Here is a 19,451-nt window from a genome sequence, read left to right on the forward strand (position 1 = left end):
GATCTACTGCGTTCGCAGTAGATCCACACCGGCCGCATGACACACCGGGATTCTGGCTTTCCCGGGCTACTTGACCGAACCGCGGGTGACCCCGCTCACGACCCACTTCTGGGCGATCACGTACACGACCAGGAGCGGTGCGAGGGCCATCAGATACGAGGCGAAGGCCACGGGGTAGTTCGTGTTGAAGTGGCCCTGGAAGATGAACTGCGCCAGCGGCAGTGTCTGCGCCGAGGGGTCGGACAGCACCACCAGCGGCAACAGGAAGTCGTTCCACGCCCAGACGCAGGTGAGGATGCCCACGGTCGCGTTCATGGGGGAGAGCAACGGGAAGATCACCTTCCAGAACACCGTCCAGGTGCTCGCCCCGTCGAGGCGGGCGGCTTCCTCCAGCTCGACCGGAATGGAGTTGATGTACGCGACGAAGATGAAGATGTTGAACGACAGCCCGTAGACCGTGTACAGCAGGATCAGGCCAACGGGAGTGTCGATGCCGAGCACCGCGGTCTCCTTGACCACCGGCAGCATGATGATCGGGAACGGCACGAAGATCGCGGCGAGGAAGTAGAAGTACAGCCCCTTGAAGAACTTCCTGTGCATGTTGCGGGCGATCGCGTAGGCCACGAGCGAATTGGTGAGCAGAGTGAGGAACACCGCACCGACCGTGATCAGGGCCGTGTTAAGCAGGGCGCGCGGGAAGTTCGTGAGTTCGTAGGCATCCGCGAAGTTCTCCCAACGGATGCTCGTAGGCAGTTCGAACCCGGTGCCGCCCAGTTGGTCCGGCGTCTTGAGGGCGGTGACGACGGTGAAGTACAGCGGGATGAGTACGGTGAGCGAGCACACTGCGATGAGTGCGGTCAGCCACCAGTTGGTGCCGCCGTTGCCGCCGTCGATGCGTCGGCGGGTGCGCGGTTTCGCGATGCCGGCATCCTGCAGGTTCGGCGTCGGCGACGCGGTCGGGGTGGTCAGGGTATCGGTCATGAGAAGCTCGCCTCCCGGCGCTGCAGGAAGCGCAGCTGGACGAATGAAACAATGATGATGACGAAGAGGTAGATGACGGCGTTGGCCATCTGGTACCCGTACTCTCCGCCTTGGAAGCCGCCTTGGAAGCCGCCTCGGAAGATGACCAGGGCGATGGATTCGGTGGACGTGCCCGGACCGCCCGCGGTGAGCGCGACGATCTGGTCGAAGACCTGCAGGAACGACTTGAACGACAGCACCATGTTGATGGTGAAGTATGCACCGATGAGCGGGAACGTAATCGATCGGAACCGGCGCCACCCGGATGCGCCGTCGATGGACGCAGCCTCGTACAGGTCTGCGGAGATGGTCTGCAGGCCGGCCAGATACAGGATGACGTTGAATGCCGCTGCCTGCCACACCGTTGTGATCACGATGCCGACCCAGGCGAAGTCCGGGCTGGCCAGCAGGTTCGTGGCCAGACCTGGCATCCCGATGGCCGTGAAGATCGCCGGGAAGGAGTTCGCGAAGAGGTAGTTGAAGACGTATCCGATGATCAGGATGGCCAGCACGTATGGGATGAAGAAGACCCCGCGGAAGGCCGCCTGGAACTTGATCTTCGAGTTCAGTCCGAGGGCGATGGCCAGGGCGATCACGTTGACCAAAACCGTGGAGACGATCGCGAATCCGAAGGTGAACCCGTAGGAATTGAGCACGCGGTCGTCCTGGAACAGGTTGACGTAGTTGGACAGCCCGACGAAGTCCCAGGTGCCATAGCCGGCGTAGTTGGTCAGGCTGAAGAACATTCCAGAGAGCACCGGGACGGTGTGCAGGCCGAAGAAGATCACAACGGCCGGCACCACCATCCAGTAGAAGGTGCGCGGGGTGCGGGCGAACGACGACCGGGCGGATGCCGGTGCCGATACTGCAGGTTCCGGCCGGTGTTTCTTGATCCGGACTGATGTTGTCGACGTCATCGTCATTTCCCCTGTCTCTGAGTAGTCGTGCGGGCCGCGACCTTGCTCCATTCGGAGTCCAGGTCGCTCAGGAAGGTTCCGGAATCGCCGCTGATCACGAGCGATTGCAGGAGGTTCACGAGCGGCACCGCGGCGGGAATCTGATGGTCGATGAAGCCGACGATCTTCCCGGCGGTGAAATAGGGTTCGAGTCCGGCCAGGGCGGTGTCCGTGTTGGGGGTGGCGTTCGCCAACGGCGAGAACGTGCTCTGAGCCTCGGAATATCCGGTGACGACCGCGGGAGACATGAGGTAATCGACGAACTTCTGCGCTTCGGCAGGATGCGCGGTGTCCCGGCCGATGGCGATCCCGACATCGACACCGGAGACTACGACGCGGGCGTCGGCGTCATCGGTGACCGGGTAGGGGAACGACCCGATGCTCGCCTGGGGATTGTTGGCACGAATGGCAGGAATTGCGTACGAGCCCTGAAGGTACATCGCGGATTCGCCATCCGCGAAGGCCTTGTTGCCTGCGTTGTAGTCGCGGCTCGCGAAGTTGTCCTGGCAATAGCTGAACAGGGTGACTTCCTTCTGGGCCGCGGTGGCGAAGTCCTTCTGGAACGAGACTGTGCCCGAGGAAACGTTGGAGCCTTCGGCACGGAGGGCGTCGAAGAATCCGTTCGGCATCAGCGTTCCGCCGAGGTTGACGAACGCGGGGGCGGCGGTCCACGCGTCTTTCAGGGTGCAGAAGAAGGGCGAGACGCCGTTGGCTTTGAACTTCTCGGCTGCCGCAACAAGCTCTGTCCACGTGGTGGGTACGGTGACGCCGTTCTGGGCGAAGATGGTCGGGTTGTACAGGATGCCGGAGGCGTTGCTGGCGAAGGGGAGTGCGTTCACTTCCTTCCCGCCGTCGGCCGCGCAGGTTCCGAGCGCCTGGACGATGTTCTGTACGGCGGGGTTGACCGTCGCTGCCACGGGGGTGGCGGCCAGGTCGGCGAAGATGCACGCCCGGGCGAGTTCGCCGTAGTTGCCGTTGGCATTGAGGGTCAACACGTCGGGCACCTTGTCCTTCACGAGCAGGGTGCGGATGGCGGTGTCCGGGTCTGGCACGGAGTTCTGGATAACCCGGATTCCCGGGTTCTCCGCCTCGAAGTCGTCAATGATCGACGCGAACTCCGTGACGGCTTCCGGCTTGAACTGGAAGAAGTTCAGCGTGACGATGCCGGTATCGGGTGCGGAGCATCCGGAGAGTCCGACGAGAGTCGCGGCTGCGACGACCACGGCGGTTGCCGTGATCCGTCTGCGATGCCGGAGCCCGGTGCGGTTGGTGTTTCTCATTGCGCCTCCTTGCGCTTGGTTCCGCCTCAGGCGGAAGTGATCTCGATGATGACGAGGTGTTCGGGAAAGAGGACCGGTCCTTGCACGCCGATGGTGCGCAGGGCCCGTCCCGTGAGGGTCAGCGGCTGGTGGGACCAGGACAGGGGCGACTGGCCGGCGTCCGGGCCGGTGGATGATTCGACGAGCATTCGGACCTGATAGCGGGACTCGTCGTCGAGACCGGCGAACCGGAGCGGACCGACCGGGTAGAAGGAGCTCGCGCGCACCTGGGTGAAGACGAAGAGTGCGGTGCGCTGATCGGAGGACACCACTCCCCGGAGGTCGACGGCCGGATCCGGGTGGTCGACGTGGACGGCGGTGCCGGTGTGGAACAGGTGGCGACGAGACTTGTACAAGTCGATCCAGACGGCCAGCTCAGCGGACTCCGATTCGGTGAGGGTGGTGATGTCCCACTCGATGCCCAGGTGGCCGAGGACGGCCACGCCGGCCCGGAGCGAGAGATCGTGCCGGCGCCCCGTGGAGTGTGACACCGGGCCGCCGATGTGGGCGCCCATCAGATCATAGGGCACCAGGAGGCCCGTGTACTTCTGGATCGTCAGTCGTTCGATCGGATCGATGCAGTCACTCGTCCAGATGCGATCGGTATGGTCGAGAATGCCGAGATCGACGCGGGCTCCGCCTGAGGCGCAGCTCTCGATCTCCAACCCGGGATGACGCGCCTTCAGTTCGTCGAGCAGGTCGTAGAGGGCGACGACGTTCTCGTGCACCGCGGCCCGGCCGGTGCGGGTGCTTCCCGCGTCGACGAGGTCCCGGTTGTGATCCCACTTCAGGTACCGAATCGGGTATTCGGACAGGAGGGCATCGAGCCGCTCGAGAATGTAGCCGTACGCATCCGGGTGCGACAGATCGAGGACCTGTTGTTGACGCCCCTCAACCGGGAAACGGCCCCCGGGCTGCAGGATCCATTCCGGGTGGGCTCGCGCGAGTTCGGAATCGGGATTGACCATCTCCGGCTCCACCCACAGCCCGAACTGCATGCCGAGTCCTGTCACTCGTTCGATGAGCGGGGAGAGTCCATCGGGCCAGACGTCGTCGTCGACGTACCAATCACCCAGTCCGCTCGTGTCGTCGCGACGACCGCGGAACCAGCCATCGTCGAGCACGTACCGTTCCACGCCGACCCGGGCGGCGGCATCCGCGAGCCCGAGCAGGCGATCGAGGTCGTGGTCGAAGTAGACGGCCTCCCAGGTATTGAGGGTGACCGGACGTGGGGTGGCCGGATGCGTAGGGCGGGCGCGGAGCCGCGAGTGGATGCGCCCACTCAGTTCGTTGAGGCCGTGGCCCCAGGAGGCGATGACCGTGGGAGTGGTGTAGCTCTGTCCTGGACCCAGCTGAATTTCACCGGGCGCGAGGAGCTCGCCGGCCTGGAGGAAGACCGACCCGGTGACGAGTTTTTCGGCGGCAAGCCGGTGGTTGCCGCTCCATGCGAGATGGACCGCGTGCACCAGCCCGGCTTCAAACCCGAAGCCGGGGGCTCCTGCGCACAGCAGCAGAGTGGCATCGGCACCCGGCCTCCCCTTTCGGCTTTCACGTTCGTGCCGTCCGATGGTGAACGAGTGCCGTTGCGGAGTGCGTTCCCGCAGGTGCCGGCCGCTCGTATCGAGGATTTCCGCGGCCGTGCCCGGCAGAGGCACGGTGAGGCAGAGGTCTTCGAGCTGGTAGTCGTCGAGGCCGGCGTTGGTCAGCGTGAGCACCTGGCTCAGTACACCCGCTGAGTCGATGTCCAACCCGAGACGAAGTGTCAGACCGGCATCGGCGTCGATCGCCAGCAGGACGAGCTCGGACGGGCCGCTCTCCATCCCCGTCACGCAGAAATTCGGAGAGAACGAGCGTCCATGCCGGCTACCGCGAAGACCAGGAGTGCCCTGCCAGCCCTCAGACTCCTGAGGCAGCACCGTCAGGCGCGCGGGCTCATCGAGGCCACCGGAGACCCGTTGCGGAAGGGAAGCCACGACGATCGCCTGGGCCTCGTCGGTGGAGAGGTCACCCTGGTCTTCGCCCCAGTGCACAACGGCAGGGAATCCGCCACCGTCGAAATCGAGGATGACGCTGGTACCGCCGTTGCGGAGGTGAAGGACAGTGCTGTCGTGGTGCATGTGTTATTTCTATAGTGGAAATAACCTAGTGTCAAGATCGAGTTTCCGGCACAGTGGTTGGAGTCATTCGACATCGGGTCTCTGATTGAGGCCATTTGGGAGTGAAAATGCCGGTCATTATGATTCATAATGGAAATAACGAGCCGGTTGAGACGGCTGCATATTCTGAGCGGAGGGCGCGGTGACGACTGCGCATCGGAGTGACGCCCTCACCGGCCCCGCGCGGGACCTGGCACGGGAAGTACTCATTCATGGCCCCATCACGCGGAGTGAACTGGGCCGCAGGCTCGGGCTTTCGCCGGCCACGCTCACGCGCCTGAGTAAGCCTCTGTTGGATGAGGGGCTCCTGGTCGATGCTCCCGAAACGATCGAACGGTCGATCGGTCGTCCCGTACGGCCTCTCGATGTGAGTGTCGATTCCCAGCGTTTCATCGGCGTCAAGCTCACCGCCGGAGAGGTCTTCGCCGTGGCCACCGATCTCCGGGCAAACCTCGGAGCCGAATGCGTCATCGAGCTCAGCGGCCATGAGCCGTCCCAGGTCGTTGCGGACATCGTGCGGGCCACGGTGGAGGTCGGTGGAATGGACGGTGTGACGGCGATTGGCGTGACGGTCGGAGGCCAGGTGGGCCGGTCGCGCTGGGTGGAGCGGGCACCGTTCCTCGGTTGGAAGGGTGTCGATCTGGGTGGACTGCTCCACGACGCACTGGGCGTCCCGGTGGTCGTGGAAAACGACGTCGTTGCGCTCACGGCGGCCGAGCACTGGTTCGGGATCGCCAAGGGAATAGAAGACTTCGCAGTGCTGACCATCGGTGCGGGGGTCGGCTATGGGCTTGTCATTCACGACCGACCGGTTGTCAACAGTGACACCGGCCTGGGCCTGGGCGGGCATTTTCCCCTCGATCCCACGGGCCCACTCTGTGCAGAGGGGCATCGCGGGTGTTCGACCGCCATGCTGTCGATTCCGAGCATGACGGCCAGCGCCCGCGTCGGGCTGGCACGCGATGTCGGCTACACCGAGCTCCTCGATCTGGCGGATGCGGGGGACCCGGTTGCCGCGCAGGTCGTCGGGTCAGCGGCCCGGTCGCTCGGTCGCCTGATTGCGGCGACCGCCAATCTCGCCATGGTTCAAACCATCGTGTTGTCCGGCGAGGGCGTCGGCCTTGCCGATCGGCAGCTGCCGCGCATCCTTGAGGCGTCGCGTGCCGATCGCGACCCGGACGCCGTACCGGTGCGCATCCTCGTCGACCGCTCCGGATTCACGGCCTGGGCGCGGGGAGCGGCGGCCGTCGCTATCCAGGCATCCTTCGCCTGAATCGGACCGGTTGATGCGGGGCTCGCGCTCTCGCGTCACCGCACACGCGCGAGCCCCTCGCCCGTCCCGAGAAGCGGGCGGTACGAAGGGCTCGCAACCCCGGAGTGTGGCCCAGGGCTAAAGGCGGGTCCGCCTGCCGGAACCCTCATTCGTGTCGACGACCCGGATCAACCCGGTGCGTACCGAGAGGACCGGCTCCGCTGTCGGGTTGGCGCCCACGGAGAGCGACTCGTCGAGCATCTCCTTGTTGAGCGACTGTTCGCCTTCCGCCTCGTCGATGTGGGTGGCGAGCGGTTTCTCGACGACAAACAGCAGCAGCACCGCGGCGACCAGAACGAGCGGCACCATGAACAGGAAGATCGGGGCGAGCGCGTCGTTGTAGGCGTTGACGATGATCGTACGGGCGGCTTCGGGCAGGGCGGCGACGAGCGCCGGGGTCAGTGAGTTGGTTCCCGTGCTGCCCGTGCCGCCGGCCGGCAGGTTCGCCGAGAGGATGTCGGTCAGCCGAGAGACGAACAGGCTGCCGACGATCGCCGCGCCCAGGGACGAGCCGATCTGGCGGAAGAAGTTGTTCGAGCTCGTCGCGGTTCCGACGATGGCCCGCGGGAACGAGTTCTGCACGACCAGGGTCAGGATCTGCATCGAGAGGCCGAGTCCGAAGCCCATCACGGCGAGGAAGGCGCACATGATCCAGATATAGGTGGTCGCCGTCAGGGTGGAGAGCAGGAACAGGCCGAGGGCGGTGATGAACATGCCGATGATCGGGATGACCTTGTACTTGCCGGTACGGGACACGATCTGGCCGGAACCGATCGACGAGATGAGCAGGGCACCCATCATCGGGATCATGAGCAGGCCGGCATCCGTGGCACCGACGCCGGTGACCATCTGCAGGTAGGTCGGCATGTAGGCCAGCGCCCCGAACATGGCGACACCGGTGATGAGGCCGGCCGAGGTGGTGAGGTTGAAGTTGCGGTTCTTGAACAGCTTCAGCGGGATGACGGGTTCTGCTGCCCGGTTCTCGATGAACACGAAGAGACCGGCGAGCACAACCGTCGCCACGATCAGGCCGATGATGACGGGCGAATCCCAGTCATAGGTATTGCCGCCCCATGTCGTGAAGAGCACCAGGCTGGTCGCGGCGAGGGCGAGGACGATCATGCCCGCGTAGTCGATGCGGGGCTTGCTGTACTCGCGCTGGGGCAGCTTCAGGAAGAAGACGGCGGAGGCGATCGCGATGAGTCCGAGGGGGAGGTTCATCCAGAACGCCCAGCGCCAGCCGGGACCGTCGGTGAAGTAGCCGCCGAGCAACGGGCCCGCGACGCTTGAGACGGCGAAGACGGCGCCCATGATGCCGGAGTACTTGCCACGCTGGCGGGCGGGAACGACGTCGGCGATGATGGCGAGCGCGAGGATCATCAGCCCGCCGCCACCGAGGCCCTGAACGGCGCGGCCGGCGATGAGGGTGCCCATGGAGTCGGCGAGTCCGCCCATGACGCTGCCCACCAGGAAGATCGAGATCGCCCCGACGAACAGCCACTTGCGGCCGACGAGGTCACCGAGCTTGCCGTACACGGGCATCACGATGGTCGAGGCGAGGATGTATGCGGTGGTGACCCAGAGCATGTGTTCGACGCCGTTGAGCTCGCCGACGATGGTCGGCAGCGCGGTGCTGAAAATGGTCTGGTCGAGCGACGACAGGAGCATCGCCACCATCAGGCCGGCGAAGACGAGCAGCACGCTGCGGGTCGACGGAACACCTGCCTCTTCTGCTTGCTTGGGTCGGGTGAGGACGGTCGTCATGTGAGTTTCTCCAGTACGGTTCTGAGCGTCGCGATGGCGCGCTCGTAGGTTTCTCGGGGGGCAGCGGATGCCGGTGGCCCGGTGGTCGGATCCGGATCGCTCGCCCATTTCTTCATGGTGATTCGCACGGTGGCGAGGGAGACGCCGAGGATGATGCGGGCCTCGTCGAGGTGCTCGGCCTCGCTCTGTTCTGCGAAGCGTGCGTCCTTCGCCAGCCAACCGGCGATGATCGCACTGAGGCGGTCTTCGAGCTCGGCGACGCGCACCATCTGGCGGGTCATCAGCTGCGGGTATTTGCGGATGACGTCGCGCTTGAGGTCGGACTTGATTCCGCCGCCTGTGGCTTCGAACAGCGCGGTGATCAGATCGAACAGGGCGAGGAAGACATCCTCGTCGCATCCGCGCACTCTGTCGAGCTCGGCCGACACGGCGACCTCGTCAATGCCCAGGACGGCATCTTCCTTGGTCGGGAAGTAGTTGAAGAACGTGCGGGTGGACACGCCGGCCCGGTCGCTGATCATTTCGATGGTCGCGGCGTCGAGCCCGCGTTCGAGCGCGAGCTCTGCCGCCGCGATGTGGATGACCTCGGAAGTCCGCGCACGCTTGCGCTCGCGGAGCCCGAGGCCGGAAGAATTGTTCATGAATGCATTATTGCACACTGCGCAACACTGCGCGGTTGCATTATTGCGTGCAACGCAAAAAGTCACAGGAGTCTCGCAGGGTGCCGCACGCGGCGGAGACTGCCCACTGCGCCGGCACGTGTTGGTTCTACGCTGGAGGCATGCCTGAACTACTCTCGGTCGTCGCAGTGATCGGCGGGATCGCTGCCGTACTCGCGAGTCTGATCGCGCTCGCCGCCCGTGCGCGGCGACGCGGTGCTACGGGTGCGGGTATTGCGGGAGCGATGGCCGCCTACGATGAGGCGTTCCACGGCACCGCGCACGACACCTACGTCGAGGTGCAGGCGCAGGCGGACCGTACGGTGCCGATTCCGGCGCCGGACGATCGCTGACCTGCGGGCGCGCTGCATCCTTAGCCCCGGGGCAGACCTCGTAGTCTGGACAGTGACGAGGTGCCGAGCGAGAGGACGGGTATGCCCAAGATCACTGCTCCGACCGTTGCCGAGCATCGCGTTCGCCAGCGTGCAGCCCTCCTCCACGCTGCGAGGGAGCTCCTGATCGCCGGGGGAGTCAGTGCCGTCACTCCTGCAGCCGTCGGTGCTGCGGCCGGATTGTCTCGTCCCAGCGTCTACGAGTACTTCTCCTCCGGTGCGGACGTCCTGGTCGCCGTGATCGAGGATGCCTTCCCGCGGGCCAATGCGGAACTCCAATCGGCTTTGGACTCGGTCACGTCTGCGTCGGAACGGCTCGACGTCTACGTCCGGGTGACGTTGCGGTTGGCGGCGGAGGGCGTGCATCGGCCGGTGGCGGCGCTCGCCGCAGCCCAGCTGCCTGCAGAATGCCTGGCGCGCCTATCGGCGTTGCACCGCGAACAGGCGGCACCCTTCATCGAGGCACTGCGCGAGCTCGAGGTGCCTGAGCTCAACATCACGGCCCGTCTGCTCGGGGGCGTGCTCCAGGCGGCCATGGCCGCGATCGAATCGGGCGCCTCGCTGCCCGTGGTCACTGAGCGAACCCTGGTGTTCGTCCGGTCCGCGGTGGCGCCAGCTCTCTAGCCGCAGCAGGCTGCAGCTGAATCAGAGCTTCTGCGGGTAGATCGTCTCCCCGCGTTCGAGCATGGAGACGAACTTGGCGATGTTTGCAGCGCGGGTCGCGGGTCGCTTCACACCGCTGATGCGGAAGAGAATGGCAAAGCGGTTCTGCGATGAGAGCCTCGAGAACAGGTCCGCGGCCAATGGGCTGGCGTCGAGGGCGGACTTGAGGTCATCGGGGACCGGACTGTCCTTCTGGCGGTAGGCGGCTTCCCATCGTCCGTCGGCCTGGGCACGCTCGATTTCCGCGAACCCGGTCGGTCGCATCCGCCCGGCTTCGATCAGTTGTGCGACGAGGTCCCGGTTGCGCTGGGACCACATGCTCCGGGGTCTGCGCGGGGTGAAGGCGCGTAGAAAAAAGTCATCGTCGTGGGTGCCGGCCTGCCCATCGATCCAGCCGAAGCACAGCGCCACCGTGAGTGCCTCGTCGTAGCCGATGCCCGGTGCGGAGGAGTTCTTCTTCACGAGCTGCAAGCGGATGCCGGCGTGGTCGACGTTCTCCTCGAGCCAGGCTTCCCAGTCCCGCACGGTGGCGAACAACAGGATGGGCTTGCCCGAGTTTTCCGCCATGGCTCCCATCGTAGAGATCACCCGGATCTCGCTGAATAGGATCGAGGGGTGATCGGACACATTGATGAGGTCGTCATCGACTGCAGGGACCCCAAGGCGCTCGCGACGTTCTGGGCGAGCGTACTCGGCGGCGAACCACGCGGGCGGGACGCAGCCTGGTGGTACATCCTGCCTCCTGGCTGGACGCAACTGTCGTTCCAGAAAGTACCCGAGGCCAAGACCGTGAAGAACCGGCTGCATCTCGACGTGCGTGTCGACGATATTGCGGCGGCGACGGACCAGGCCGAACAGCTCGGAGCGCGCCGGATCGGTGAGGCGCATCACGATATCGCCGGATCGTTCCAGGTGCTGCAGGACCCCGAGGGCAACGAGTGGTGCGTGGTCAGACCGGCCGCCGCGCATGACTGAGTGGGAGCTCGACGGGGACGGCCCACTGTGTCCCGTGTGTGGCATCGAGATGCTCGCCGACGGCGTGGACACGGCTGAGGGTCTCGAGTCGTGCCATCGGTGTCCGCGGTGCAAGCTAGTCGTTGTCATTTAGCCGGAACGACGGGCCAGTGCAGTCGAGAGCGAGAACGAAATCGGTTCGCGGGGGGCTGATACGTTGACGACATGAACGAATTTTCCGTCGGCGACGAGATCGCGGCATTCGTTGCCGAGCGCGACTGGGCGCAGTTCCACACGCCGGAGAACCTCGCGAAGAGCATCTCCATCGAGGCGGCCGAGTTGCTGGAGTGCTTTCAGTGGGATGCCGAGGCGAGCCCCGAGCGCGTACGGGAGGAATTGGCCGATGTGCTGACCTATTGCCTCCTTCTTGCCGAGCGGATCGGCGCTGATCCGAACCAGATCATTCTCGACAAGCTCGCACTGACGCGGGAGAAGTATCCGGTGGACAAGTCGCGGGGGCGAAACACGAAGTATGACGCCCTGTGAGACTAGACGCCTAGCTCTTTAGAACGGGGTGGAGTCGTCGGGGTCGTCGGGTGTGGGGTCGAGGTTCCAGACGTCCACGAACGGGACCGGTGGTTTCGGTGCGGGTTTCGGTTTCCGGGGTGGTCTCATATCCGCGGAGGGTTCGACGATGTAGCTGTACCCGGCGGGTGAGGTCCATTCGATGCGACCGTCGCCGAGGTGCCTCGGCGACCACCGGGTGTAGCTCTTCACCGCGTGGTGATACGGGCAGAGGTGGGCGAGGTTCATCGCGTCGGTCTCCCCGCCGTGCTGCCACTCCACACTGTGATCCAGATCGGACCGCTTAGCGGAGCGCCGGCAGCCCGGGAAGGTGCAGGTTTCATCGCGCACCTCGAGCCATTTCTTGAGCGCGGCGGGTGGTTCGTAGGTGTCGCGTCCCATCGAGAGCACCACGCCGGTTTCGGGGTGGGTGAGGAGCCGGGTGAAGCTCGGCGCCCCGGCCGCGAGACGCCTCGCAGTGTCGGGGTCGATGGGTCCGTACCCGGCCAGATACCCGGGCTCCTCGCTCTTCCCCAACAAGGTCAGCACCGGAACGGTGACGTTGACCTGCGCGGCCACCCCGGCACCGAGTCCGTCCGGGGTGACCCCGCCGATCAGGACATCGGTAAGCACGTCCGCCGCCAGCTGGGTCAGCGTGCGGGTTTCCTCCGGGCCCTGCAGGGTCAGCGCCGTGTCGAGGGTGCGGTGGTAGGCGGCCTGCACCTTCTCCGCGTCCCCTGTCAGATACAGCGACGCCATGCCGTCGTTGAGGGCCTGGAACACCACATGCCGGTCCTCGACGCTTTTCTGGTGCCTCGCGGTGATGGTCTCCGGGTGGGTGCGCTCCCGCACCCTCCGGGCCCGGTCGGCGAGCTTCGCCACGGTCAGCACTTCCGCGTCGGGCACGAGGACTTCCTCGAATACGGCCCGGGCCCGGGCGGCCGCTTCCGGGTCATCGACCCGGATGCCCCAGGCCTGCTCCATGATCACCTGCGCGTGCCGGTAACTGATCACCCCGGAGGCCAGGGCATCCCGGGTTGCGGGGAGGTCTTCGGCGAGGGTGCGGCTGGCTTCAATCAGGGTCTCCGCCGTGCGCCTGGGCAGCCGGAGCAGGGCGCCGACCTCGCAGGTGAATTCCTCTTTCGTGGCTTCTTCCGGAGACCACGGCATTCGCGGCCCGCCGGCGCGTTCTGCGGCCTCCGCTCGGGCCCGGCCCACGTCCGCGAGCACCCGTTGCGCCGCATAGATCGCGGCCGCCCGCTTCGCGGCGGCCCGGTTCATCTCCCGGTCCGCCTCCCGGATCGCGTCATACACCTCGGGCAGGGACGGCTCCACAAGGCTCAGATGCCGGGGGTTCAGGTACGAGTCGGGAGGGATCCCGGGCGGGGGCTCCGCCGTGCTTTCCGAACGAATAGTTGAGGGTTCTTCAGCTGTCATGCCGGTCACTCTACGGAAGACCACCGACATTCCACCGGCATCCGCACGCCCACAAATCACCTGTGGATAACCCGGTCAGAAAGCATTTGTTGAGGAGTGGGCACCACAATCCGCCGCTAAGGGTCGGCCTGGTCCGTGGCGAGCTCAGCGGATTCCAACGACATGAAACACGGGAGTCTGCGTTGTTCCCGTAGCGTGGGGCCATGGTGAACACGCGTCCCGACAAGCATGATCCACTGTCCTTGAAAGACTCGACACTGGCCGTGCATGCGGGCAATACGGTCGATGCGGGGTCGGGTGCGATCCGCACCCCGATCGTGATGGCGAACTCCTATGCATTGCCGGAGGACCCGTCGTCGGTGAGCTGGTCGGGCACGGACGTGCCGCTCTACACCCGGAACTCGGGAGTCAACCAACTGGGACTGCAGGCCAAGCTCGCTGCCCTGGACGGTGGCGAGGACGCCGTCGTGCTGGCGTCGGGTGTTGCGGCGCTTCACGCGGTGTTCTTCACGTATCTGCGCTCCGGGGATCACGTCGTGGTCGCCGATGTCAGCTACGAGGCGACGTGGCGGTTGTTCACGGAGCTGCTTCCCGACAAGTACGGAATCGAGGCCACGTTCGTCGATATCAGCGATCTGGCCGCGGTCGCTGCGGCGATTCGACCGAATACGCGACTCGTGCACACGGAGGCGATCGCCAATCCGACGACCCGGGTTGCCGACATCGAGGCCCTGGCGGCGATCGCCCATCGGGCGGGCGCGCTGCTCGTTGTGGACTCCACCTTCACTCCGCCTCCGCTCTATCGACCTCTCGCGGACGGCGCCGACCTGGTCGTCCATTCCCTGACGAAGTACATCAATGGGCACGGCGACGCGATGGGCGGCGCGGTGATCGGCTCCCGCGAGCTGATCCAGCGCATCAAAGCGGATGCGATGGTCGACGTGGGCGGAGTGATCTCGCCGTTCAACGCGTGGTTGATCACTCGCGGGTCGGTGACGCTGCCGCTTCGTCTCCGGCAGCATTTCGAGTCGGCCCAGTTGGTCGCCGAGTTCCTCGACTCCGACCCGCGGATCGCGTTCGTCGCTTTCCCCGGGCTCGCGAGCCACCCGCAGCATGAGCTCGCCGCGCGACAGTTCGCCGGTCGGGGCTATGGCGCGATGCTCGCGTTCGCCGTCGCGGGCGATCCGGAAACCCAGAACCGCTTCGTCTCCCAGCTCCGGGTGATCACCTCGGCCGTCTCGCTCGGTCATGACGAGTCGCTGATCGTTCATGTCGGCACGAGCGGACCGCGGGTCGCTGCGTACCCGGCGCCGTTCCGCGAGTTCGGGCATCTTCGATTCTCGATCGGGCTCGAGGATCCTCTCGACCTGATCGCCGACCTGCGCGCGGCTCTCGACGCCACGTTCGCGTAGGCGCCACAGCCACAGCCACAGCCACGGTCGCAGCCGCAGCGAACGTCAGGCCCGGTTGCGCAACCGCGCGCGGCGGGCCTGACCGTCCTCCTGCAACTCCGCAATGGAACGCTGGGCCTTCAGGAAGTCCGTGAACGACTTGAAGCCGATCTTCTTCTCATCGAACCCGGGGTCGAGGCGCTTCATCTGCTGCTTGAGAGCGGATGCTGCCATCCAGCCGTCGACGTCGTCATTCGCCCGCCCGCGCAGGGCGCGCATGAGGAGTTTGCGGGCCTCCTTCGCGAGGTCCGGCGCCGGCGGCTCGACGGCCACTGTCGGAGTGGAGTGCGGAATGTCCTCGACGAGGTCCTCCCCGAGGTCTTCCCCGAGGTCTTCAACGAGGTCGTGGTAGTACGAGAACTCGTCGCAGGCGTTCTTGAACGCCGCACTGGTCGAACCCTGCACACCGATCCCGATGACCGTGCGGCCCAGGCGCCGTGCGCTCTGGGCGAGCGGGATGTAGTCGGAGTCACCGGCGACGATCACAACGTGCGAGATGTCCTGCAGCCGGAAGAGGTCCTCAACAACATCGATCGCGAGGCGGATGTCCGCACCGTTCTTGGTTCCGGAGGTGTTGAAAAGCTGTACGAGGTCGACCGCGCGGTCGACGAGCTGCTTCTGGTACCGGGTGTTCGCGGGCGCGGCCCAGTCCGCATAGGCCCGGCTGATTGCGACGGCTCCGAAAGACGAAGCGAAGTCGAGGACGGCGCCGATGTTGACCGTGGCTTCCTGGAGCCGATCCGCGGTCTTGCCGGTGGCGGTGCGGGCCTTCTCTTTGATGAAGGCTCCACGACCATGCACATTGTCGTATTGGGAAATGATGATGTTGTCGAAATCGATGTAGACGGCGACACGTGTCTCGGACAGTTCAGCCATGCTTCAACGCTACCGCGCGGCGTCTTCACCGGTGGGAGCGTCTTCGCCGGTGAGGGCATCCCGGCAGGCGACGAGCTGAGCGAGAAGTCCAGCATGCTCCGCGGGGGACAGGGGGGACAGCATCCGTTTCTCGACACGGGCGACCGCCGCACTCGCGCCCGCCAGCGCCGCGTGGCCGGCCGGGGTGAGGCGCGTCGGCCGCGCCCGGCCGTGTTCGGCGACATCGGCGCGCGCGACCAGACCGCGCTCCTGAAGACCGCGCAGTACCTCGTTCATCGATTGGCGCGTGACGAACGCCCCGCGGGCCAGATCGGCGTTCGATTGCTCCGGCTCGTGGCCGAGTAGCTCAAGCACCGAATACTGCGACACAGTCAGGCCCTGCGGGCGCAGAACCGCGTCCATCGAGGCGTGCAGGGCCGTCGCTGCCTGCTTGAGCAGATAACCCACCGACTCGGCCAGATCGCCGACCTTCTCCTCTTGACTCATGTCAGCATCCTGACACACAATAGTCATGTAAGGATCCTGACACGCGGGATTCGACGAGGAGAAGAAACCATGACTGTCACTGGACCCGATTTTCTAGCCCTGCAGGTGAGCGACCTCGAGCGGTCGGCGAACTTCTACGAGACGCTGCTCGGGCTGCGGCGCGCGCCCGTGAGCCCGCCCCACGCTGTTGTCTTCGCCACCGAGCCGATCGCCTTCGCCGTTCGGGAACCGATGCCGGGGTTCGACCTCGATGCCGTGCGCCCGTGGGCCGGTGCGGGAGTTGCGCTCTGGTTGCACGCCGATGACTCCCAGGCTGTGCACGACGTCCTGGTCGAAGCTGGAGTCCGGATCGTCAGCGCCCCTGCCCCCGGCCCGTTCGGTCTCACCTTCTCATTCAGCGACCCGGATGGCTACGTCGTCACCATCCACGACCAGGTCTGATGAGGAAGACGCCGGCCGGGCTCGCCAGACCGGTGCGACTGTATTGACCGGTACCCATTCGGAGTCGTCAGGCGGCGAAGGGGCCTCCGGGTCCGAAGGCGAGCCCGGCGAAGCGCTCGCCGATGCGGTGGTGCGTCGCGGCATCCGGGTGGAGGTGGTCGGGCAACGGATGCTCGGCGAAGTCCGCGGCGCCGTAGAGGTCGAGGCCGTCGAGGTAGTGCAGGTTCGGATCTGTGGCCGCCCGCTGCTGCGCGACACGCGCGAGTTCCGCCCGGATCACCGTGAGCGTCAGCTTTCCGGCGGACGCTTCGGCCGGGTCCCCGGTGGCCACGAACTGCAGGCGACCGGAGGCGAGGGCGGCGAGGTCGAAGGCGCCGGGCCCGGGTGTGTCCTCGTGGATGGGGCAGAGGAGGGGCGAGACCAGCAGCAGCGGTGTTGTGGGGTGACCGTCGCGGATGGTGTCGAGGAAGCCGTTCACGGCTGGGGCGAAGGCGCGCAGGCGCATCAGGTCGAGATTGACCAGATTGATGCCGATCTTGACGCTGATCAGGTCGGCGGGGGTGTCGCGCATGGTGCGGGCGATGAAGGGGTCGAGCAGCGCGCTGCCGCCGAAGCCGAGGTTCACCAGATCGACATGGCCACTCGAAGCGGCAAGCGCCGGCCAGGTCTCGGTGGGATTGGCGGCGTTGGAGCCGTGGCTGATCGAGCTGCCGTGGTGCAGCCAGACCCGGTTGCCTGTCGCAGGCGCGGGTTCGATGGGCCCGTTGGAACGGAGGGCGACGAGCTCGGTTCGTTCGTTGTGCGGGAGCCAGATCTCGATGTTCTTCAGGTGATCCGGCAGGCCGGTGAAGCGGAGGGTGCTGACGTGGCCGAGGCGGTTCGTGGTGGCGCCTGTGGCCATGTCCACGGTGACGGTGATGCCGGTCGTCGCGATGGCCTGACCGGCGAGCTTCCCGTCCACGAGGAGTTGGTACACGCCGATCGGGCGCGGCGGGGCGCCGAGGTAGACCAGCTTGGTGGGCAGTACGTCGAGTTCGAGGTCGGTTGCTCGGGTGCTGAAGGCCAGCCGGACCCCGGAGGGCTGGGCTTCCATGGCGGCCAGCTGCGGGTCGGCGTATGCGCGAGCCCACGCGGGCAGGCGGTGCGGGAGCACGCCGTGGACGGTCTGTTCCAGATCGAGCGCGCCGCGGAGGAGGCCGGGGGTGATGGGCGTGGTGATCCAGTCGTGCTGGGAGGACATCTGTGAACTTTCTGATCGGGGATTTGCGAGGTGGGAGTCGTGGTGCGGGTGCCGGACGCGTGGCGTTCTGGCGTTATTCGGGCGCCGGCCAGGCACGTAACAGGGCGTCGAGGGCGTCCAGGGTGCGAGTCCAGGACTCCTGGGAGTCGGGGGAACTGTTGCTGAAACCGCCCTCCAGCTCGAGGGTCGCAAAGCCATGGAAGACGCTGCCGAGCAGTCGGACGGCATGCGTCTGGTCCGGTTCCGTCAGGTCGTAGCCGCGCAGGATTGCGCGGGTCATCGCGGAGTGGCGGACGCCGGCGCTGGCGATCGCGGTCTCCCGGTCGAGCCGGAAGTGCATGGCGGCGTAACGACCGGGATGTTCGCGGGCGTAGTCGCGGTAGACGTTGCCGAGCGCGACCAGGGCATCTTTGCCTGCCCGGCCGGCCACGGCATCCGCTGCCCGGTCAGCGAGTTCCTGCAGCGCGAGCAGGGCGATCCTGGTCTTGAGATCGTGCGAGTTAGTGACGTGGGAGTACAGGCTCGCGACCTTGACGTCGAAATGCCTGGCCAGTGCCGAGAGCGTGACCTGGTCGAATCCGACCTCGTCGGCGAGTTCAGCGCCCGCCTGGGTCAGGCGTTCCGCGGTCAGTCCTGCGCGTGCCATGAGAAGCTTTCCATTTTGCTAATGCTACATCGGTTTTGCCTAATACATTTAGGTAGATTCGCGATGAGCGCCGCTGGGATAATTTCCCCATGAGCGACACGCGCAGAATCCGGTCGGCGGGCGGGGCGACAGCCGGTCGAGCCGACATGGCCTTCTTCTGGGCTGGCCGCGTCGTGGCGACGCTCGGCGTGATCGTCACCGCCTGGGCGGCACTGTCGACCGGGTCGATGCTTGTGCACGGACATCCGGCCTACCTGGTCCTCCTCGTCCTCACGTTTGCCGTCAGCCTGACGGTTGCGCTGCGCTCCTGGCTCACGCGTACGGTCCGGCATCGCGGGCGCACGGGTATCCGGGGTGTCCTCGTTGCGCTGTCGCTCGGAGTGATCGCGCTGGCCTGGTGGCTCGTGCCGTCATCGGCCGTTGAGCCGGCCCTGTCCGCCATGGACTCCGACACGAGCGTGACCGTGACCGAGACGGCCGACCAGATCGTGCTGCAGCCCACGGGGGCCGTGAGCGAGGTCGGGGTGTTCTTCCAGCCCGGCGCGCGAGTCGACGCTCGCGCATACGCGGCCGTGCTGCGCCCGCTCGCCGCGGCCGGGCACGTGGTCGTCATCCCCAAGCAGCCGTTCGGGATTGCGTTCCTCTCGACGGGAGCATTCGGGTCGGCGCGCGCCGCGCATCCGCCGGTTGAACGTTGGGTCGTCGGCGGGCACTCTCTCGGCGGGACGGTCGCGGCGATGGATGCCCAGTCTTTCGCCGGTGCGCCGACAGACCCGGTTGTCGGGTTGTTGTTCTTCGCCTCATATCCCGCGAACGACCTGAGCGCGCTGGGCGCCGGCGTGCTGTCGATCTCCGGTACGAACGACGGTCTGGCGACTCCGGACAAGATCAGCGCGTCGAAAGCGTCGCTGCCTGCGGATGCGCGATACCTCGTGATCGAGGGCGGCGTGCACGCGTTCTTCGGCGACTACGGGCCGCAGTCCGGGGATGGCGAGCAGTCCATCTCCCAGGATGCCGCGCGCGCCGAAATTTCGGCGGCGAGCGTCGACTTCGTGAACGCCTTCGACCACTAGGACGACGATGGCCCGCCCGCACGCTTCTCGATGTTCGAGACG

The 19,451-nt window shown here is 65.9% G+C and carries 20 protein-coding genes; 8 read left to right on the plus strand and 12 right to left on the minus strand.

The window, feature by feature from the left end; all coding sequences use genetic code 11:
- Positions 1–66: 66 nt before the first annotated feature.
- From QN357_RS09885 to QN357_RS09900, 4 genes are read right to left on the minus strand one after another with little or no spacing between them, the layout of a single operon-like run.
- On the minus strand, positions 67–981 hold the full coding sequence (locus QN357_RS09885) for a carbohydrate ABC transporter permease (RefSeq protein ID WP_323504836.1): 915 nt from the start codon (positions 979–981) through the stop codon (positions 67–69).
- Positions 978–1,943 (minus strand): carbohydrate ABC transporter permease, encoded by a 966-nt coding sequence (locus tag QN357_RS09890; protein WP_416347614.1) that lies wholly within the window; start codon positions 1,941–1,943, stop codon positions 978–980. The genes QN357_RS09885 and QN357_RS09890 overlap by 4 nt, the downstream gene beginning before the upstream one ends.
- Positions 1,940–3,256, minus strand: a complete 1,317-nt coding sequence (locus QN357_RS09895; RefSeq protein WP_134558818.1) for an ABC transporter substrate-binding protein — start codon at positions 3,254–3,256, stop codon at positions 1,940–1,942. The genes QN357_RS09890 and QN357_RS09895 overlap by 4 nt, the downstream gene beginning before the upstream one ends.
- Positions 3,257–3,282: 26 nt before the next feature.
- On the minus strand, positions 3,283–5,412 hold the full coding sequence (locus QN357_RS09900; RefSeq protein WP_323504838.1) for an alpha-galactosidase: 2,130 nt from the start codon (positions 5,410–5,412) through the stop codon (positions 3,283–3,285).
- A gap of 406 nt (positions 5,413–5,818) precedes the next feature.
- On the opposite strand from QN357_RS09900, the gene QN357_RS09905 reads away from it, so the two are divergent.
- Positions 5,819–6,724, plus strand: a complete 906-nt coding sequence (locus tag QN357_RS09905) for an ROK family protein (RefSeq protein WP_241975320.1) — start codon at positions 5,819–5,821, stop codon at positions 6,722–6,724.
- Between the two features lie 117 nt (positions 6,725–6,841).
- Here the strand turns inward: QN357_RS09905 and QN357_RS09910 are convergent, their stop codons facing one another.
- Positions 6,842–8,527: an MDR family MFS transporter gene (locus QN357_RS09910; protein ID WP_323504839.1), complete on the minus strand. Its 1,686-nt coding sequence runs from the start codon at positions 8,525–8,527 to the stop codon at positions 6,842–6,844.
- Positions 8,524–9,168, minus strand: coding sequence for a TetR/AcrR family transcriptional regulator (locus tag QN357_RS09915; RefSeq protein WP_134561579.1), 645 nt, complete (start codon positions 9,166–9,168; stop codon positions 8,524–8,526). Before QN357_RS09915 ends, QN357_RS09910 begins: the two co-directional genes overlap by 4 nt.
- Before the next feature lie 140 nt (positions 9,169–9,308).
- Between QN357_RS09915 and QN357_RS09920 the strand changes: the two genes are divergently transcribed.
- The gene (locus tag QN357_RS09920; RefSeq protein WP_134445762.1) at positions 9,309–9,539 is read left to right on the plus strand and encodes a hypothetical protein; all 231 of its coding nucleotides are present in this window, start codon (positions 9,309–9,311) and stop codon (positions 9,537–9,539) included.
- Between the two features lie 81 nt (positions 9,540–9,620).
- A complete protein-coding gene (locus QN357_RS09925) occupies positions 9,621–10,202 on the plus strand; it encodes a TetR/AcrR family transcriptional regulator (RefSeq protein ID WP_134445761.1) in 582 nt (193 codons plus the stop codon).
- A gap of 21 nt (positions 10,203–10,223) precedes the next feature.
- On the opposite strand, the gene QN357_RS09930 is transcribed toward QN357_RS09925, so the two are convergent.
- Positions 10,224–10,808 carry a YdeI/OmpD-associated family protein gene (locus tag QN357_RS09930; RefSeq protein WP_323504840.1) on the minus strand — a complete coding sequence of 195 codons (585 nt, stop codon included), beginning with the start codon at positions 10,806–10,808 and terminating at the stop codon, positions 10,224–10,226.
- Positions 10,809–10,856: 48 nt separating this feature from the next.
- Here QN357_RS09930 and QN357_RS09935 point away from each other — a divergent pair, with 48 nt between their 5' ends.
- Both QN357_RS09935 and QN357_RS09940 read left to right on the plus strand, forming a co-directional pair.
- Complete coding sequence (locus QN357_RS09935; protein ID WP_323504841.1) at positions 10,857–11,216, plus strand: VOC family protein; 360 nt, start codon at positions 10,857–10,859, stop codon at positions 11,214–11,216.
- Between the two features lie 204 nt (positions 11,217–11,420).
- Positions 11,421–11,741, plus strand: a complete 321-nt coding sequence (locus QN357_RS09940) for a nucleotide pyrophosphohydrolase (RefSeq protein ID WP_323504842.1) — start codon at positions 11,421–11,423, stop codon at positions 11,739–11,741.
- Positions 11,742–11,759: 18 nt separating this feature from the next.
- Here QN357_RS09940 and QN357_RS09945 read toward each other — a convergent pair whose 3' ends face one another.
- Positions 11,760–13,196, minus strand: coding sequence for an HNH endonuclease signature motif containing protein (locus QN357_RS09945; protein WP_323504843.1), 1,437 nt, complete (start codon positions 13,194–13,196; stop codon positions 11,760–11,762).
- Positions 13,197–13,399: 203 nt separating this feature from the next.
- Here QN357_RS09945 and QN357_RS09950 point away from each other — a divergent pair, with 203 nt between their 5' ends.
- Entirely contained in the window at positions 13,400–14,608 is a 1,209-nt protein-coding gene (locus tag QN357_RS09950) for an aminotransferase class I/II-fold pyridoxal phosphate-dependent enzyme (RefSeq protein WP_323504844.1), read from the plus strand.
- A 45-nt stretch (positions 14,609–14,653) separates the two neighbouring features.
- On the opposite strand, the gene QN357_RS09955 is transcribed toward QN357_RS09950, so the two are convergent.
- Together QN357_RS09955 and QN357_RS09960 are read right to left on the minus strand one after the other, a co-directional pair.
- A complete protein-coding gene (locus QN357_RS09955) occupies positions 14,654–15,523 on the minus strand; it encodes an NYN domain-containing protein (RefSeq protein WP_134445757.1) in 870 nt (289 codons plus the stop codon).
- 9 nt (positions 15,524–15,532) lie between these two features.
- The gene (locus QN357_RS09960) at positions 15,533–16,009 is read right to left on the minus strand and encodes a MarR family winged helix-turn-helix transcriptional regulator (protein WP_134445756.1); all 477 of its coding nucleotides are present in this window, start codon (positions 16,007–16,009) and stop codon (positions 15,533–15,535) included.
- Between the two features lie 69 nt (positions 16,010–16,078).
- Here QN357_RS09960 and QN357_RS09965 point away from each other — a divergent pair, with 69 nt between their 5' ends.
- Positions 16,079–16,450: a VOC family protein gene (locus QN357_RS09965; protein WP_134445755.1), complete on the plus strand. Its 372-nt coding sequence runs from the start codon at positions 16,079–16,081 to the stop codon at positions 16,448–16,450.
- Between the two features lie 67 nt (positions 16,451–16,517).
- On the opposite strand, the gene QN357_RS09970 is transcribed toward QN357_RS09965, so the two are convergent.
- Positions 16,518–17,690, minus strand: coding sequence for a GDSL-type esterase/lipase family protein (locus tag QN357_RS09970; RefSeq protein ID WP_323504845.1), 1,173 nt, complete (start codon positions 17,688–17,690; stop codon positions 16,518–16,520).
- Positions 17,691–17,763: 73 nt separating this feature from the next.
- Positions 17,764–18,336: a TetR/AcrR family transcriptional regulator gene (locus QN357_RS09975; protein ID WP_134445753.1), complete on the minus strand. Its 573-nt coding sequence runs from the start codon at positions 18,334–18,336 to the stop codon at positions 17,764–17,766.
- 89 nt (positions 18,337–18,425) lie between these two features.
- On the opposite strand from QN357_RS09975, the gene QN357_RS09980 reads away from it, so the two are divergent.
- On the plus strand, positions 18,426–19,409 hold the full coding sequence (locus QN357_RS09980) for an alpha/beta hydrolase (RefSeq protein ID WP_323504846.1): 984 nt from the start codon (positions 18,426–18,428) through the stop codon (positions 19,407–19,409).
- The last annotated feature ends 42 nt before the right edge of the window (positions 19,410–19,451 follow it).

It is taken from the genome of Cryobacterium sp. RTC2.1 (assembly GCF_035018685.1).
GTDB classification, from domain to species: Bacteria; Actinomycetota; Actinomycetes; order Actinomycetales; family Microbacteriaceae; genus Cryobacterium; species Cryobacterium glucosi.

Coding starts and splice junctions, on each gene's coding strand:
- QN357_RS09945 (WP_323504843.1), bottom strand. CDS start 13,196: ATGACAGCTGAAGAACCCTCAACTATTCGTTCGGAAAGCACGGCGGAG.
- QN357_RS09950 (WP_323504844.1), top strand. CDS start 13,400: ATGGTGAACACGCGTCCCGACAAGCATGATCCACTGTCCTTGAAAGAC.
- QN357_RS09965 (WP_134445755.1), top strand. CDS start 16,079: ATGACTGTCACTGGACCCGATTTTCTAGCCCTGCAGGTGAGCGACCTC.
- QN357_RS09975 (WP_134445753.1), bottom strand. CDS start 18,336: ATGGCACGCGCAGGACTGACCGCGGAACGCCTGACCCAGGCGGGCGCT.
- QN357_RS09910 (WP_323504839.1), bottom strand. CDS start 8,527: ATGACGACCGTCCTCACCCGACCCAAGCAAGCAGAAGAGGCAGGTGTT.
- QN357_RS09980 (WP_323504846.1), top strand. CDS start 18,426: ATGAGCGACACGCGCAGAATCCGGTCGGCGGGCGGGGCGACAGCCGGT.
- QN357_RS09895 (WP_134558818.1), bottom strand. CDS start 3,256: ATGAGAAACACCAACCGCACCGGGCTCCGGCATCGCAGACGGATCACG.
- QN357_RS09970 (WP_323504845.1), bottom strand. CDS start 17,690: ATGTCCTCCCAGCACGACTGGATCACCACGCCCATCACCCCCGGCCTC.
- QN357_RS09920 (WP_134445762.1), top strand. CDS start 9,309: ATGCCTGAACTACTCTCGGTCGTCGCAGTGATCGGCGGGATCGCTGCC.
- QN357_RS09885 (WP_323504836.1), bottom strand. CDS start 981: ATGACCGATACCCTGACCACCCCGACCGCGTCGCCGACGCCGAACCTG.
- QN357_RS09900 (WP_323504838.1), bottom strand. CDS start 5,412: ATGCACCACGACAGCACTGTCCTTCACCTCCGCAACGGCGGTACCAGC.
- QN357_RS09955 (WP_134445757.1), bottom strand. CDS start 15,523: ATGGCTGAACTGTCCGAGACACGTGTCGCCGTCTACATCGATTTCGAC.
- QN357_RS09925 (WP_134445761.1), top strand. CDS start 9,621: ATGCCCAAGATCACTGCTCCGACCGTTGCCGAGCATCGCGTTCGCCAG.
- QN357_RS09960 (WP_134445756.1), bottom strand. CDS start 16,009: ATGAGTCAAGAGGAGAAGGTCGGCGATCTGGCCGAGTCGGTGGGTTAT.
- QN357_RS09915 (WP_134561579.1), bottom strand. CDS start 9,168: ATGAACAATTCTTCCGGCCTCGGGCTCCGCGAGCGCAAGCGTGCGCGG.
- QN357_RS09930 (WP_323504840.1), bottom strand. CDS start 10,808: ATGGCGGAAAACTCGGGCAAGCCCATCCTGTTGTTCGCCACCGTGCGG.
- QN357_RS09890 (WP_416347614.1), bottom strand. CDS start 1,943: ATGACGATGACGTCGACAACATCAGTCCGGATCAAGAAACACCGGCCG.
- QN357_RS09940 (WP_323504842.1), top strand. CDS start 11,421: ATGAACGAATTTTCCGTCGGCGACGAGATCGCGGCATTCGTTGCCGAG.